The sequence below is a fragment of the Kribbella sp. CA-245084 genome (assembly GCF_050942355.1).
Lineage (GTDB): Bacteria > Actinomycetota > Actinomycetes > Propionibacteriales > Kribbellaceae > Kribbella.
This window is the reverse complement of record NZ_CP192053.1, coordinates 1,680,951-1,695,507: the sequence shown is the minus strand read 5'-3', so window position 1 is coordinate 1,695,507 and position 14,557 is coordinate 1,680,951. Positions and strand designations below refer to the sequence as shown.

The window sequence follows — 14,557 nt, the reverse complement described above, 5'->3', positions numbered from 1 at the left end:
GCTGTCATGGAGACCGTTGAGTTGAGCAAAGCTGGGATGTCCGTGTCGCGGGTCGTGCTGGGGCTGATGCGGATCAAGAACCTCAGCGACGCCGAGATCCGCGAGCTGGTCGGGACGGCGCGCGATGCCGGTGTGACGATGTTCGACCACGCCGACATCTACGGCGGCTCCCACGGCTGCGAGCAGCGGTACGGCGACGCGCAGGCCGTGCCCGAATCCGAGCGCGACCAGATCACGATCCAGTCCAAGGTCGGCATCCGCTCCGGGTACTTCGACTTCTCCCGTGAGCACATCATCTCGAGCGTCGAGCAGTCGCTGGCCGCGCTCCGGACCGACCACCTCGACATCCTGCTGCTGCACCGCCCCGACACCCTGATGGAGCCCGACGAGGTCGCCGAGGCCTTCGACGAGCTGCACGCGGCCGGCAAGGTCGCGGCGTTCGGCGTCTCGAACCACACCCCCGGCCAGATCGAGCTGCTCGCCCGGTCCGTACGTCAGCCGCTGGTCGCCAACCAACTCCAGTTCAGCATCGCGAACGCCGCCCTGGTCGCGCAGGGCCTGGCCGCCAACATCATGGGCCTCGACCAGTCCGCCGACCGCGACCTCGGCATCCTCGACTACAGCCGCCTCAACAACATGACCATCCAGACCTGGGGCTCCGTCCAGAAGCCCCCACCCGGAGGCGTCTTCATCGGCGACCGCGAAAACTACGGCCCACTGAACGAGGCCTTGGACGAACTGGCGGCCGCGTACGACGTGACTCCGGACGCGATCGCCATCGCCTGGATCGCCCGCCACCCCGCCAACATGCAGATCGTCATCGGCACGACCAACCCGCGCAGGGTCCAAGAATCCGCCACCGGCGCAGCGATCCGCCTCACCCGCGAAGAGTGGTACCGACTCTTCACAGCCGCCGGCCACACCCTTCCGTAGCGGCCCCTCACTCTCCACTAGCGCCGGACAGGCGGAAGATGGGCCATGCCAACTCGGTGCGCCAGGTGTTCGGGTCGGAGTTGTCCTGTGGGCCGACTGTGTAGGTCTCCTGGATCGGGCCGGCGACGGCAAGGGCGTGGTCGTGAACCCAGGAGCCGAGGCGGCCATAGGTGACGTCGATGTCGTCGTGCGGCCCGGAATGGATCGTCACCGCGAGTTCGGCAGCGGGTAGTTCCATTGGTTGCACGCGACCGCGGTTCGGTGGATCGGCGATCGGACGGTAGACCAGGACCGTGCCGCGACCGACCGTGAAGAGGTCGTTGCCGTAGTGACCACCGGGCGGCCCGAGCCGCGCCCGGGCTGCAACTGCCGAGTCGATCTCCGCCATGGCACCGGCGTACCACGACAGCACGTCAGGCAGGTCGAGCACATCGGTGATCCCGGCAACCAGTCGCGCGGGCTCCGAGCGCAGCTCAACGACCACGTCACCCGGGACAGGGCGAAGCAACCGTTGGAGCGAGGTTACGGCGGCGCGAGTCCGATCCAATGACTCCTGCAACCGATCGAGGTGTTCAGCGATCAACTCCGAGCGGACCGCAGGATCATCGGTAGCGAGAATCTTCCTGACCTCGGCCAGCGGAACCTCGAGCTCGCGCAGCTTCTGGATCACCTGCGCGGAAGGAATCTGCTCGGTCGTGTAGTACCGGTACCCGCTCGACCGATCCACCGTCGACGGCACCAGCAATCCACTCTCGTGATACCGCCGCAGCGTGCGCACACTCAGGTGCGTCACCACCGCAAACTCCCCGATCGTCAGCCCTCGCCCCACGCCGCCACTGTGCACCCTCCCCCCGAGAGAGAGTCAAATCCCTTGACCCTCCCCAGCCGGGAACCGGGACCGTGGCCGACATGAACCTGAAAGCCCGCCGGCTAGTCGTCACCGACGCCGTCCGGGCCAATCTCGGCGCCTTCCTGGTCTCGCCGAATGCACATCCCAACGATCTGCGGAGATCGCCATGCTTCCTGACACGATCACGAACTACCTCACCAGCCACATCGCCCGCGACATCGACGCCGCCATGCAGTGGTACGCCCCCAACGCCGAGGTGACCGACGACGGCAAGACCTACCACGGCCCCGACGAGATCCGATCCTGGCTCGGCAACGCAGCAAGCGAATACACCTACACCGCCGAACTAACCGCCACCCGCCAACTCGCCCCACACACCTACCTCGCCACCCACCACCTAGAAGGCAACTTCCCAGGCGGCTCAGCCGACCTCAACTTCACCTTCACCCTAAAAAACAACCTGATCACCACCCTCACCATCACCTGACCCTCGCGCGAGTGGGCGGTCCGGCGAGCAGGCCACTCGGCGTGGTGATTGCCCTCGGCATCGATAGAAGCTCACGACCGCACAGAGACACCACAGGTAAAACCCGACGGCCCGATCACGGTCTCGGTGCGCTCGTCGGAGCGGCGCGCAGTACGGCGACGGAGGAGCCGCGCGTGGCACCGCGCGGGACTAACCACCTCCCCGCCGCAGCCCGCTCACACGCAGACGATCACCAAGCTGTCACCCGCGCGGCAGCGCGCACTCACCGACGGCGGCAGCCGCAGACCGCGAGCGGCAGCTCGCAATCCCGGCGCCAGCCGGAAGCACCGAGCGATAAGCCCGCGCCCCGCGGGTGGCAGCCGCAAACCCCGGCGGTAGCCGGAAAGGATGCTCCGGGCGACAAGCCCGGGGGCGGGTGGGAGCGGCGCGCAGCACCGCGCGGGACCAACCACCTCTTCCGCCGCAGCCCGCTCGCACGCAGACGACCACCTAGCAGTCGCACGCGGCGGCAGCCGCAGACCGCGAGCGGCAGCTCGCAAAACCCCGGCGGCAGCCGGAAGCCCACGCGGCAGCGCGAGACCGCGGGCGACAGCCCGCAACTCCCGGCGATAGCCGGGAAGGATGCACGGGCGATAAGCCCGGGGGCGGGTAGGAGCGGCGCGCAGCACGGCGACGAAGGAGCCGCGCGTAGCACCGCGCGGGACTAACCACCTCCCCGCCGCAACCCGCTCACACGCAGACGACCACCTAGCAGTCGCACGCGGCGGCAGCCGGAAGGGATGCACCGGCGATAGCCGGGGGGTGGGTGGGGGCGGCGCGGAGTGGGTGTGCCGAGGAGCGGAGCGACGAGAGACGCCCGCGCAGCACCGCGGGGGGCTGTCTTACCCCAGACCCTTGAGCAGCTGGCGGGCCATGACTATGCGTTGGACCTGGTTTGTTCCCTCGTAGATTTGGGTGATTTTGGCGTCGCGCATCATGCGTTCTACCGGGTAGTCGTGGGTGTAGCCGTAGCCGCCGAGGAGTTGAACTGCGTCAGTGGTTACCGCCATCGCCACGTCGGACGCGAAGCACTTGGCTGCGGCGCCGAAGTACGTGAGGTCGGCGTCGCCGCGCTCCGACCGCGCGGCGGCGGCGTACGTGAGCTGTCGGGCCGCCTCGATCTTCATGCCCATGTCGGCGAGCATGAACTGCAGGCCCTGGAACTCGGCGATCGCCTTGCCGAACTGCTTGCGCTCCTTCACGTACCCGAGCGCGTAGTCCAACGCCCCCTGCGCGATGCCCAGGGCCTGGGCGGCGATGGTGACGCGGGTGTGGTCGAGGGTGGCCATCGCGGTGGCGAAGCCGGTGCCTTCCGAACCGATCAGGCGCGACGAAGGGATCCGCACGTTGTCGAAGTACACCTCGCGCGTCGGTGAGCCCTTGATGCCGAGCTTCTTCTCCGGCGCACCGAAGGACACGCCCTCGTCGGACTTCTCGACGACGAACGCCGAGATCCCCCGCGACCGCGCTGAAGCATCCGTCACCGCGAAGACCGTGTAGTAGTCCGACACCCCGGCGTTCGTGATCCACCGCTTCACGCCGTTCAGCACGTACGAGTCCCCGTCGAGCACGGCCTTCGTCTTCATCGAGGCCGCGTCCGATCCCGCCTCGGGCTCCGACAGGCAGTACGAGAACATCGCGTCGCCCGCGGCGACCGGCGGCAGGTAGCGCTGCTTGACCTCGTCCGAGGCGGACAGCAGCAGCGGCAGCGAGCCGAGCTTGTTCACGGCCGGGATGAGCGAGGTCGACGCGCAGGCGCGGGCGACCTCCTCGATCACGATCACCGTCGCGAGCGCGTCCGCGCCGGCGCCGCCGTACTGCTCCGGGATGTGCGGCGCGTGGAAGTCCGAGGCCTTCAGCGCGTCGTACGACGCCTTCGGGAACTCGGCCAGCTCATCCACGTCCCCGGCGTGCGGGGCGACCTTGGCGTCGCAGACGTCCCGGACGGCTTCCCGGATCGCCTGGTGCTCCTCCGACAGCGCGTACAGCTCGAATGAGTTACTCACGAGTCACACAGTACGACGAACAACCCGGCCGAGCAGGGCGTCGTACCCCGAAAGTGAGCAAGAGCGCACTCCACAGACATGAGCCGGTCACCGTCTGATAACCACGATGGGTAGAGTCCCCGACATGAGTGAAGCGACCTCCCGCCCCCTGCGGATCGCCGTCATCGGCACGAACTACCTCGGCGCGAACACTGCCGCCGGGATGGCCGAGTTCGGTTTCGACGTCATCGGGGTCGAGATCGACGAGCACCGGCTGAAGCTGCTGAACGACGGCAAGGCCCCGTTGTACGAACCCGGTCTGGACCCGCTGCTGAAGAAGCACGTCGACTCCGGACGGCTGCGGTTCACCAAGGACTACCGCGAGATCGGCGACTGGGCCGACGTCTACTTCATCTGCGTGGGCACACCGCAGCTCGAGGGCAGCGAGGCGGCGGACCTGGCCCAGGTGCACTCGGTCGTCACCATGCTCGCCCCGCTGCTGACCAAGCCGACCCTGGTCGTCGGCCGCTCCACGGTCCCGGTCGGTACGTCGAAGATCGTCGAGGCCCGCTTCCACGCCGAGGCCCCGGTCGGCAGCGGCGTCGAGATCGCCTGGCAGCCCGAGTTCCTCCGCGAGGCGCACGGCGTCGACGACACGCTGCACCCGGACCGGCTGGTGTTCGGCGTACAGTCCGACGCCGCCGAGACCCGCCTGCGCGAGGTGTTCGCCACCCCGATCGGCGAGGGTACGCCGGTTGTCGTGTGCAACCTCCCGACCGCGGAGCTGGTGAAGGGCGGCGCGAACGCCTTCCTGGCCACGAAGATCTCGTTCATCAACGCACTCGCCGAGATGGCCGACGCGACCGGCGCCGACGTGACGCTGCTCGCCGACGCGCTCGGGTACGACAAGCGGATCGGCCGCGGCATGCTGAACGCCGGCCCGGGGTACGGCGGGGGCTGCCTGCCGAAGGACCTGCGCGCGTTCATGCACCGCGCCGGCGAGCTCGGCGTCGAAGAGGTCATCACGTTCCTGCGTGAGGTCGACGACATCAACCAGCACCGCCGCGCCGGGATCGTGGACCTGACCCACGAGATGCTCCGCGGCGAATGGGTCGGCAAGAACGTCACCGTCCTCGGCGCCGCGTTCAAGGCCGGGACGGACGACGTCCGCGACTCGCCCGCGCTCGACGTGGCCGGCCGGATCCAGCTGCACGGCGCGAACGTGACCGTCTACGACCCGGAGGCGATGGAGAACGCCCGCCGCGTCCGCCCGACGCTGCGCTACGCCCCGACCGCCGTCGAGGCCTGCCGCGACGCCCACGCCGTACTGCACCTCACCGAGTGGCCCGAGTTCCGCGAACTCGACCCCACCACCCTGAAGGAGATCGTCGCCACCCCGGTCGTGATCGACGCCCGCCTCAACCTGAACGCCGAAGCCTGGCGCGCCGCCGGCTGGACGTACCGCGCGCCAGGGAAGCCCTAGACGACCGTTGCAGCCCGAAGGACGGGGCGCGTCAGTACGACGCATCCGGTGAGTGCCGCGGCCACCGAGATCCCGAGGCACACACCGGTGATGCCCACCCCGTCCAGATCGGCGAGAGCGCCGAGCACCGGGTTCATGATCACCAGCGCGAGACTCTGGGCGAGTACGACGATGGACTGCAGCCGGGACTGGAACTCGCGCTCCACCGAGTTCATCAGCAGCGGGAGCACATGACCCGTGAACGTGCCGACCCCGATCCCGCTCAGCATCCCGGCGGCAAAGGTCAGCGGCAGCGGATCGAACACCGAGAGCCCGAACAACCCGGCCGCCGCCACCAGTAGACCGAGCGCGGCGAAGATGCCGGGACGGGGAAATGCCCCCCGCATGAGGATGCGCAGGGCAATTACCCCCACTCCGAGGCTCCGGCTCGCGACCAGCAGACCAGCAGTTGCGGCGTTCCATCCGTGCGAGCGAGCCAGCAACGGAAACAGCAACGCGTCGAGCGGCATCAGCAGACCGGCCGCAACGGTCATCGTCAGTAGCAATGCGCGCGTCAGCGGCCGTCCGAAGGCGACCTGAATACCGGCAGCGATCGAGCGCAGCATGCCCGACGGCATTCTGCCGGGGGGCGCGATCGTCTTCCGCAGCAGAATCAGCACGATGATCATGACGCCGAACGTCAGGGCGTCGAATCCGGCCGCTGCGGTCAGGCCGGCCCAGCTGACCAGCACGCCGCCGACGGCCGTGCCGCTGACGGCGAAGACGACGCCGGTTACCTGGAAGCTGGCGAGGGCGCGGGGGACCTGTTCCGGGGGGACGAGGAGGCGGGGCATGGCGCGGGACGACGGGAGGAAGAAGGCGTCGATGACTCCGACCACGAGGGCGAGGACCACCAGCAGCCAGATCGGTTCGTCGAAGGCGAGGGTGGCGGGTACGAGGGCCAGCGTGACCAGGAACATCGCGATGCAGCTGACGAGCAGGACGCGGGGGGCGCCGTAGCGGTCTCCGATCGCGCCGCCGATCAGGAGGAGTACGGCGCGCGGGGCGGCGGCCAGGAGCAGGATGAGACCGGCGACACGGCCGCCGTGCTGGCTGGCCGACCATCCGATGGCGAACGTCATCGTCAGGTCGCCGAGCAGAGACACGGCAGCGCCGAACAACCAGATCCAATAACGGACCGGTATGCGCTGCGTGTCCGAATCAGTGGGCGGAGTCACGATCGACGACCTTAGACGACAACCAATGGGATCTCACGACTACCCGCCCCCATCCTGTGGAAACCAGCGACTGCCTCAGCCTTTACGCAACTCTGCCGCCCCGTCACGCACTGTGCTGCCCTTCCCCCGTGCCACGTCGGCCAGAGATTCCTGGAACGCCAGCATCTTGTCCCGCAACTTCTCGTCCGCCGCGGCCAGGATCCGTACCGCGAGCAGCCCCGCATTCCGAGCGTTCCCGATTGACACCGTTGCAACCGGGACTCCGGCCGGCATCTGCACGATCGACAGCAGAGAGTCCATTCCGTCGAGGTATTTCAGCGGAACCGGTACGCCGATGACCGGCAACGGTGTCACCGACGCGAGCATGCCGGGCAGGTGCGCAGCCCCGCCGGCGCCGGCGATCAGCACCTTGAGCCCTCGCTCGTGGGCTGACCGTCCGTAGTCGATCATCTCGGTCGGCATCCGGTGCGCGGACACGACGTCTGCCTCAAAGGGCACGCCGAACTCCACGCACACCTCGGCCGCCGCTTTCATCGTCGGCCAGTCGCTGTCCGACCCCATCACGATGCCAATCACTGTCTGTCCTATTCGTCGATGGTGCCGGTCAGGTACGCCGCCGCGTGCCGGGCGCGCTCACGTGTCTGTTCGAGATCGTCGCCGTACGCCGTGACGTGGCCGATCTTGCGGCCCGGCTTCACCGACTTCCCGTAGAAGTGGACCTTCAGCCCCGGGTCGCGGGCCATGCAGTGCAGGAGCCCGCGGTGCATGTCCTCGACGTCGCCGCCGAGCACGTTGACCATCACGGTGTACGGCGCTCGCGCGGCCGGCGAGCCGAGCGGCAGGTCGAGTACTGCGCGCAGGTGGTTCTCGAACTGCGACGTGACCGCACCGTCGATCGACCAGTGCCCGGTGTTGTGCGGGCGCATCGCCAGCTCGTTGACCAGCAACCGCCCGTCGCGCGCCTCGAACATCTCCACCGCGAGTACGCCGACCACGCCGAGCTCACCGGCGATCCGCAGCGCGGTCTGCTGCGCCTGCGCGGCCCTCTCCGGCGCCAGGCCGGGCGCGGGTGCCGTGACCTCGACGCAGATGCCGTCCTTCTGCACCGACTCGACGATCGGGTACGCGACCGCCTGGCCATGCGGCGAGCGCGCCACGATCGCGGACAGCTCCCGGACGAAATCCACCTTCTCCTCGGCCAGGATCGGTACGCCGCTGGCGAAGGCGGTGGCGACGTCCTCGTCGTCCGGCCCGTCGACGAACCAGACGCCCTTGCCGTCGTACCCGCCGCGGGTGGTCTTGAGGATGATCGGGAACCCGCCGACCCGCTTCGCGAAGTCCTCGACCTCGGCCGGCGTCTCCACGACCTGATGTGCCGGCGCCGGGGCATCGAATGTGTCGAGCCGGGCGCGCATCACGGCCTTGTCCTGGGCGTGGACGAGCGCATCCGGGCCCGGGTGGACCTTCAGGCCGTCCGCCTCGAGTGTGTGCAGGATCTCGGTCGGCACGTGCTCGTGGTCGAACGTGACCACGTCACACTCCGCGGCAAACCGCCGTACCGTCTCGAGATCCTTGTAGTCGCCGACCGGCGCGTCCGCGACCGCCTGAGCAGCCGACACGGTGGGGCCTTCGGCCAGCACGCGGAGCTGGATGCCGAGCGCGACGGCGGTTTCCTGCGTCATCCGGGCCAATTGGCCGCCGCCGACCATGCCGACGACCGGCGTGCCGACAGGGAGGTCTTCTCGATCGAACTTCACAACCGGAGCCTAATGTCCATACAACAAGAGCCGGTCGGCGGCCACCCGCGCCACGCAGCCGATTTCGGGGTCGGACCTGTCGCCGGGTACCGTGGGAAGCTGCCCCTCCCGTCGCTGTGTGATCACAGAAGGTTCCGAAGACCGTTGAAGCTCGTCACCACGCTGTACCGCCAGTTCCAGCACCTGGTGCACGAAGTGGCCAAGTTCGGTCTGGTCGGTCTGCTCGGTCTGGTCGTCGACCTGCCGATCTACAACTGGCTCGTGTTCGCCAACCCGCTGGTGCTCGCCGACTCCGGCGAGGGCATGCTGCACCACAAGCCGCTGACCGCGAAGCTGATCTCGACCACGGTCGCCACCGTCGTGACGTACTTCGGGAACCGCTACTGGACCTGGCGGCACCGGGAGCGCAGCGGTCTGCACCGTGAGTACGTCCTGTTCTTCGTGCTGAACGGGATCGGTCTGCTGATCGCGGCCGGCTGTCTGGCCTTCTCGCGGTACGTGCTGGACCTGCACACCTGGCTGTCCGACAACATCGCCGCGAACTTCATCGGCCTCGGACTCGGCACCCTGTTCCGCTTCTGGTCGTACCGGAAGTTCGTGTTCAAGGAAGAGATCGAGCTGGACGAGGCCGAGCACACCCCGACGCCGGACTCCCCGGCCGAGCTCGACACCGAGAACACCGGCGATCTGCCCGTCGTCCGCTGACCGCGGCCGAACGGATGAGCAAGTCTCCATCGCGCCTGCACCCGGCGGTTGTCGTCAGCATCGTTCTCGGTGTACTGCTGGTGGCCGCCATCGGCTCGGGGATCGCTGCTGTCGCCCTCGTACGGTCGGATGCGAACACACAGCAGAAGCGCGCCGACGACCTGCAGCAGAAGCTCGACGAGGCAGGGCCCGACGAGCAGCTGCGGAAGGACGTCCTCGCGGCCGCACAGACGAATGTGGTCGCCCTGTTCAGCTACGACTATCGCAAGCTCGATGATTACGCGGCAGCGACGCGGAAGGTCACGACGGAGAAGTTCGGGGCCGAGTTCGCCCAGACAGTGGCCGCCATCCGCCCACAGCAACTCAGCCAGCAGGCCGTCGCCAAGGCCGCCGTCAAAGAGGCCGCAGTCCAGGACGCGACCGCCACGACGGCCCATGTCCTCCTTTTCGTCGACACCACTACAACCACCAAGACTCTGAAGACGCCCAGCGTCCAGCGAACCCGGGTAGTCCTCACGCTGCAGTCAGTCGCCGGCCACTGGCTGATCGACAACGTCGAAGCTGTCTGAGAGTCACTCTCCGAACGGCGGCTTGAAGGTGGCGTTGCCGTCGGTCCAGTGGAAGTAGACCGGGTCGGTGAAGGTGCCGGGCACCTTGCCGAACGACTGGATGACGGTGGTCGGCCCGGTGGCGTGACCAACGGCGTACACGTAGCCGGTGTGGGTGTCGCGGTCGATGCCGAGCAGGAGCGTGCCGTACTGGCCGCACTGCTGCGCGAGCAGCGTCTCGAAGCCCTGCCACGTCGCGCTGCGCACCTGCTTGACGATCGGCTTCATCGGCGCGGTGGTCGGGATGTGGATCGTGTACAGCGCCCCGCCGCGGGTGTTCGCGAGGAACGTGTCGTACGTCTTGGTCGAGCTGATCAGTGCCATCGACTTCACCGAGGCGAACCCGGCTGCGGATGCTTTGTTCCGCCAGACACCCTTGCTGTCGATGGTCCAGCGGTACAGCGTGCCGTCGTTGCTGAGTCCGAAGGCGTTGCTCCGCTTCCCCACTGTGCCGTAGTAAAAGGTCGTGTCGAGAGCGACGAAGCTTCCCCAGCCACCGCCGATCCGCTTCAACGGCGGACGATCTATCGTGCCGTCTGTCGAGGCGTACTGGGCGTAGTACAGCGCATCCCCCAGGACGCTGTAACCGGACACGAAGGCGATGCTGACTCCGTCATCGCCCCACGACATCGAGGAGCTGATCCGAACCGCTCCGTCGGGGTACACCCCGCCCCCAAGGATGGTGCTGGCCGACGCCGTCGGCGGCAGAGCCGCGAAGACGCCCTGGCCCCGGTGGTCACCCCCCGCCGTCACGGACCCCACCGACACCGCGCAGCCCCCGACAGACGCCGCACTCGGCGTAGCCACTCGGTTCGGCCCTGCAACCGCTGTTCCGGGGATCAGGCCTGCTGCCATCAGCAGAGCCGCCGTCGTCGCTCCGAGAATCTTGATCATGTGCACCACCTCTCAGCTGCCTTGATGCTCGCGTGAGGGCTGTAGTTGTCGGTAGGGCGTGTGAAGATGCGGTACGTGACCGATATCGAGGTGCGGACGGCCCAGGCGAGCGAGTACGACGCGGTCCAGGCCGTGTTCGGCGCGGCGATGATGTTCGAGGTGACGCCCGACGATCTCGGGCAGCAGCTGTTCGAGCCCGAGCGCGCGCTCGTGGCGACCCACGGCGGCGAGATCATCGGTACGACGCGTGCACTGACGCGCGACCTGTCGGTGCCGGGCGGTGTCGTGCCCGCGGCGCATGTGACCGGAGTCGGCGTGAAGTCGACGCACCGACGGCGTGGCGTGATGTCCGGGCTGATCGGGCAGCAGCTGCGCGAGGTGCCGGAGGCGATCGCGGTCCTCTGGGCCAGCGAGCCGGCGATCTACGGCCGCTTCGGGTACGCCGCTGCCGCGTGGGGCACGTCGTACGAGGTCGATCTGCACCGCGTCGGCCCGCCGACCGGGCCGATCCGCCCGGGCGAGCTCGGCGAATTGTCTGCGGACGAGGCGCTCAAGGAGCTGCCGCGCCTGCTGGTCGCGATGCAGAAGCTCCGGCCCGGAGTGTCCGATCGCTCGGAGCTGCGCTGGCAGAAACACCTGGAAGACAAGCCGGACGACCGCGGCGGCCGAACCGCCCTCCGCATCGTCGTCCACCGAGACGAGACCGCCACCGTCGACGGCTACGCACTGTGGCGCGGCAAGATGGTCTGGGGCCCGACCGGTCCGGCGTACGAGGTCCACGTGGACGAGCTGGTTGCCCCTTCGCCCGCGGCCTACCGAGTCCTCTGGCAACACCTCCTGACCATGGATCTCAGCGCCAAACTCGGCTACGGCTACGCCGCGATCGACGAGCCCCTCCTGCAGTTGGTGAGCACACCGACCGCCCTGGACCGCCGCGTCAGCGAGTCCCTCTGGATCCGCATCACGGACGTCCGCCGAGCCCTCCAGGAACGCCAGTACGCCGTCCCCGTCGACGTCGTCATGGAGGTCACCGACAACCTGATCGAGTCCAACACAGGCCGCTACCGCCTCACCGCGACCGGCTCGTCCGTCTCCTGCCAACCCACAGACGACAGGGCCGACCTGACCCTCTCGGTATCCGAACTAGCCGCGGCCTACCTAGGCGGCCGCCCACTAGCCGAGTTCGCAACAACCGGCCGAGTCACCGAACACACCCCCGGCACCCTCAACCAAACAACTGCAGCCTTCCGCTGGCCGCTGGCACCAGTAGGCCTCGAGGTCTTCTAGCGGTCGTCGTCTGAGCTGAAAAGGGTTTGGCCGTCGTCCGATCCGGGCTGCTGGGGCTGTTGCGGTTGTTGCGGGCGGCGGCGCATGTGTTCGGGCGGGTCTTCGTTTTCGAGGATGCCGTCGCCGGGCTTGCCCTCGGGGCCGCCGAAGAGGAGGTCTGACATCTGCAGGTGGACGTGCTCGACGTGCGGTACGTCGGGAAGAACCACCTGGCCGCGCTCGCCGGCGGACTCGATGTGGAGCGTGCCGCAGCCGAGGATGCGGTCGATCAGGCCGTGTTCGTAGGACACGTCGTTGACCCGCATCAGCGGGATGTCCCGCCCGGTGCGGGTGAGGATGCCGTGCCGGGTGATCAGCCGCCGGTTCGTGATCGTGTACGTCGAGAAGAACCAGTTCAGGAACGGCTTCAGCGCGAACGTCGCCAGGATCACCACACCGACGGCGAGGATCGCGATCCGGGCCGGGGTCTGCAACGACCCGGTCGGCACGATCGCGGCCAGGAAACCACCGGCGCCCGCCACCACGAGCAGCAGCAGCACCGGCCCGATCAGCGCCTTCCAGTGCGTCCGGGTGCTGACGACGACGTACTCGTCCTCACCCAACAACTTCGCCGAGATCGCCATACCCCCAGTCTCACAGCTACCGGGTCCGATTGCCCCCTCCCGACACGAACGGGGGCAACCGCCCGGTACCGAACAGGCAGCAAAGTGGTTCAACACTTCACAAAGTGCATACAGTGAGCCAAGATGCGCGAGGGGTTATCAACTGGGGGACGAGAGGGAGCCGTGATGGCAATCTTGTCGATACTCGATCGGGAGCACACGATCGCGCCGCCCGGGTACAGCCGCTGGCTGATCCCGCCGGCCGCGCTGGCCGTTCACCTGTGCATCGGGCAGGCGTACGCGACCAGCGTCTACAAGACCTCGATGGTGAAACACTTCGACAGCAGTCAGACCGCGGTCGGCGTGGTGTTCAGCATCGCGATCGTGATGCTCGGCCTGTCCGCCGCGGTCGGCGGCACCTGGGTCGAACGCAACGGCCCACGAAAAGCGATGTTCGTCGCCGCCTGTTTCTGGGCCACCGGCTTCCTGGTCGGCGCCCTGGGCATCGGTACCAGCCAGCTCTGGCTGGTCTACCTCGGGTACGGCGTGATCGGCGGTATCGGTCTCGGCATCGGCTACATCTCACCGGTGTCGACCCTGATCAAGTGGTTCCCGGACCGCCCGGGTCTCGCGACCGGCCTGGCGATCATGGGCTTCGGCGGCGGCGCGCTCGTCGCGAGCCCGCTGTCGCGCCAACTGCTCGGCCTCTACGACTCCAACTATGACCCGAACGTCAGTACGTCGGTCGCGGGCGGCGGCGCGCTGGTCGGGCTCTTCGTCACGCTGGGACTCGGCTACTTCATCATCATGATGTTCGGCGTCTTCAACATCCGCGTGCCTGCCGAGGGCTGGACGCCGGAAGGCTTCGACCCGCAGACCGTGCAGCAGAAGGCGCTCGTCACCACAGCGAACGTGTCGGCCTCGAACGCGATCAAGACGCCGCAGTTCTGGTTCCTCTGGGTCGTGCTGTTCTGCAACGTGACCGCGGGGATCGGCATCCTCGAGCAGGCCAGCCCGATGATCCAGGACTTCTTCCGCGGTGACGACGGCAAGTCGAGCGTCGCGGTGGCCGCGGCGGCCGGGTTCGTCGGTCTGCTGTCGATCTTCAACATGGCCGGCCGGTTCGGCTGGTCGACGACGTCGGACGTGATCGGCCGCAAGCCGATCTACGCGATGTACCTCGGCGTCGGAATCATCGCCTACGCCCTGCTCGCGACCGTCGGCCACACCAGCACGGTGGTCTTCGTACTGCTCGCCGCGATCATCATCTCGTTCTACGGCGGCGGATTCGCGACAGTTCCGGCGTACCTGCGGGATCTGTTCGGCACCTACCAGGTCGGCGCCATCCATGGGCGGCTGCTGACGGCATGGTCTGCCGCGGGCATCGCCGGACCGCTCATCATCAACGGTTTCCTCGACCACGAAGGCAAACCGGGCACGCTGACCGCCTCGGCGTACCGGCCGGCGCTGTTCACGATGGTCGGCGTACTGGCGGTCGGGTTCGTCGCCAACCTCATGATCCGTTCGGTGTCCGCGCGGTTCCACGAGAAGTCTGAGTCCACGGTGGAGGCAACCCAATGAACCAGACCCCACGCCTGGTGATCTCCTGGCTCCTGGTCGCCGTCCTCCTCGGGTACGGCGTGATCGAGACGCTGATCACCGCCGCAAAAATCTTCACCGAGTAAAGCGAAAACGATCAAGCACGACGAC

At 67.7% G+C, this 14,557-nt stretch carries 15 protein-coding genes; 8 read left to right on the top strand and 7 right to left on the bottom strand.

From position 1 onward, the window contains the following. The first annotated feature begins 6 nt into the window (after window positions 1-6). Window positions 7-933, top strand: coding sequence for an aldo/keto reductase (locus ACQPYH_RS08315; RefSeq protein WP_432888699.1), 927 nt, complete (start codon window positions 7-9; stop codon window positions 931-933). 7 nt (window positions 934-940) lie between these two features. Here ACQPYH_RS08315 and ACQPYH_RS08310 read toward each other — a convergent pair whose 3' ends face one another. After that, complete coding sequence (locus ACQPYH_RS08310) at window positions 941-1,762, bottom strand: MerR family transcriptional regulator (protein WP_432888697.1); 822 nt, start codon at window positions 1,760-1,762, stop codon at window positions 941-943. Between the two features lie 187 nt (window positions 1,763-1,949). Here ACQPYH_RS08310 and ACQPYH_RS08305 point away from each other — a divergent pair, with 187 nt between their 5' ends. Beyond that, window positions 1,950-2,270, top strand: a complete 321-nt coding sequence (locus ACQPYH_RS08305; protein WP_432888695.1) for a hypothetical protein — start codon at window positions 1,950-1,952, stop codon at window positions 2,268-2,270. A gap of 881 nt (window positions 2,271-3,151) precedes the next feature. Here ACQPYH_RS08305 and ACQPYH_RS08300 read toward each other — a convergent pair. Further along, window positions 3,152-4,315: an acyl-CoA dehydrogenase family protein gene (locus ACQPYH_RS08300; RefSeq protein WP_432888693.1), complete on the bottom strand. Its 1,164-nt coding sequence runs from the start codon at window positions 4,313-4,315 to the stop codon at window positions 3,152-3,154. Window positions 4,316-4,439: 124 nt separating this feature from the next. Between ACQPYH_RS08300 and ACQPYH_RS08295 the strand changes: the two genes are divergently transcribed. Then, window positions 4,440-5,777 carry a UDP-glucose dehydrogenase family protein gene (locus tag ACQPYH_RS08295; RefSeq protein ID WP_432888691.1) on the top strand — a complete coding sequence of 446 codons (1,338 nt, stop codon included), beginning with the start codon at window positions 4,440-4,442 and terminating at the stop codon, window positions 5,775-5,777. Here the strand turns inward: ACQPYH_RS08295 and ACQPYH_RS08290 are convergent. The 3 genes from ACQPYH_RS08290 to ACQPYH_RS08280 form a co-directional block, all read right to left on the bottom strand. Then, window positions 5,774-6,994 (bottom strand): MFS transporter, encoded by a 1,221-nt coding sequence (locus tag ACQPYH_RS08290; protein WP_432888689.1) that lies wholly within the window; start codon window positions 6,992-6,994, stop codon window positions 5,774-5,776. The genes ACQPYH_RS08295 and ACQPYH_RS08290 overlap by 4 nt on opposite strands. 75 nt (window positions 6,995-7,069) lie before the next feature. Continuing rightward, on the bottom strand, window positions 7,070-7,555 hold the full coding sequence (gene purE, locus ACQPYH_RS08285; RefSeq protein ID WP_432894359.1) for a 5-(carboxyamino)imidazole ribonucleotide mutase: 486 nt from the start codon (window positions 7,553-7,555) through the stop codon (window positions 7,070-7,072). Between the two features lie 23 nt (window positions 7,556-7,578). Beyond that, the gene (locus tag ACQPYH_RS08280; protein ID WP_432888687.1) at window positions 7,579-8,751 is read right to left on the bottom strand and encodes a 5-(carboxyamino)imidazole ribonucleotide synthase; all 1,173 of its coding nucleotides are present in this window, start codon (window positions 8,749-8,751) and stop codon (window positions 7,579-7,581) included. A gap of 144 nt (window positions 8,752-8,895) precedes the next feature. On the opposite strand from ACQPYH_RS08280, the gene ACQPYH_RS08275 reads away from it, so the two are divergent. Together ACQPYH_RS08275 and ACQPYH_RS08270 are read left to right on the top strand one after the other, a co-directional pair. Beyond that, window positions 8,896-9,456, top strand: a complete 561-nt coding sequence (locus tag ACQPYH_RS08275) for a GtrA family protein (RefSeq protein WP_432888685.1) — start codon at window positions 8,896-8,898, stop codon at window positions 9,454-9,456. Between the two features lie 14 nt (window positions 9,457-9,470). After that, window positions 9,471-10,025, top strand: a complete 555-nt coding sequence (locus ACQPYH_RS08270) for a hypothetical protein (protein WP_432888683.1) — start codon at window positions 9,471-9,473, stop codon at window positions 10,023-10,025. A 3-nt stretch (window positions 10,026-10,028) separates the two neighbouring features. On the opposite strand, the gene ACQPYH_RS08265 is transcribed toward ACQPYH_RS08270, so the two are convergent. Further along, window positions 10,029-10,958 (bottom strand): hypothetical protein, encoded by a 930-nt coding sequence (locus ACQPYH_RS08265; RefSeq protein WP_432888681.1) that lies wholly within the window; start codon window positions 10,956-10,958, stop codon window positions 10,029-10,031. Window positions 10,959-11,024: 66 nt separating this feature from the next. Here ACQPYH_RS08265 and ACQPYH_RS08260 point away from each other — a divergent pair, with 66 nt between their 5' ends. Beyond that, window positions 11,025-12,245 carry a GNAT family N-acetyltransferase gene (locus ACQPYH_RS08260; RefSeq protein ID WP_432888679.1) on the top strand — a complete coding sequence of 407 codons (1,221 nt, stop codon included), beginning with the start codon at window positions 11,025-11,027 and terminating at the stop codon, window positions 12,243-12,245. On the opposite strand, the gene ACQPYH_RS08255 is transcribed toward ACQPYH_RS08260, so the two are convergent. After that, the gene (locus ACQPYH_RS08255; protein WP_432888678.1) at window positions 12,242-12,868 is read right to left on the bottom strand and encodes a PH domain-containing protein; all 627 of its coding nucleotides are present in this window, start codon (window positions 12,866-12,868) and stop codon (window positions 12,242-12,244) included. The two genes, ACQPYH_RS08260 and ACQPYH_RS08255, sit on opposite strands and share 4 nt — an antisense overlap. Window positions 12,869-13,033: 165 nt before the next feature. Here ACQPYH_RS08255 and ACQPYH_RS08250 point away from each other — a divergent pair, with 165 nt between their 5' ends. Continuing rightward, window positions 13,034-14,428, top strand: coding sequence for an OFA family MFS transporter (locus ACQPYH_RS08250; protein ID WP_432888676.1), 1,395 nt, complete (start codon window positions 13,034-13,036; stop codon window positions 14,426-14,428). Next, window positions 14,425-14,532 carry an MFS transporter small subunit gene (locus ACQPYH_RS08245; protein ID WP_422386627.1) on the top strand — a complete coding sequence of 36 codons (108 nt, stop codon included), beginning with the start codon at window positions 14,425-14,427 and terminating at the stop codon, window positions 14,530-14,532. The genes ACQPYH_RS08250 and ACQPYH_RS08245 overlap by 4 nt, the downstream gene beginning before the upstream one ends. Window positions 14,533-14,557: the final 25 nt, after the last annotated feature.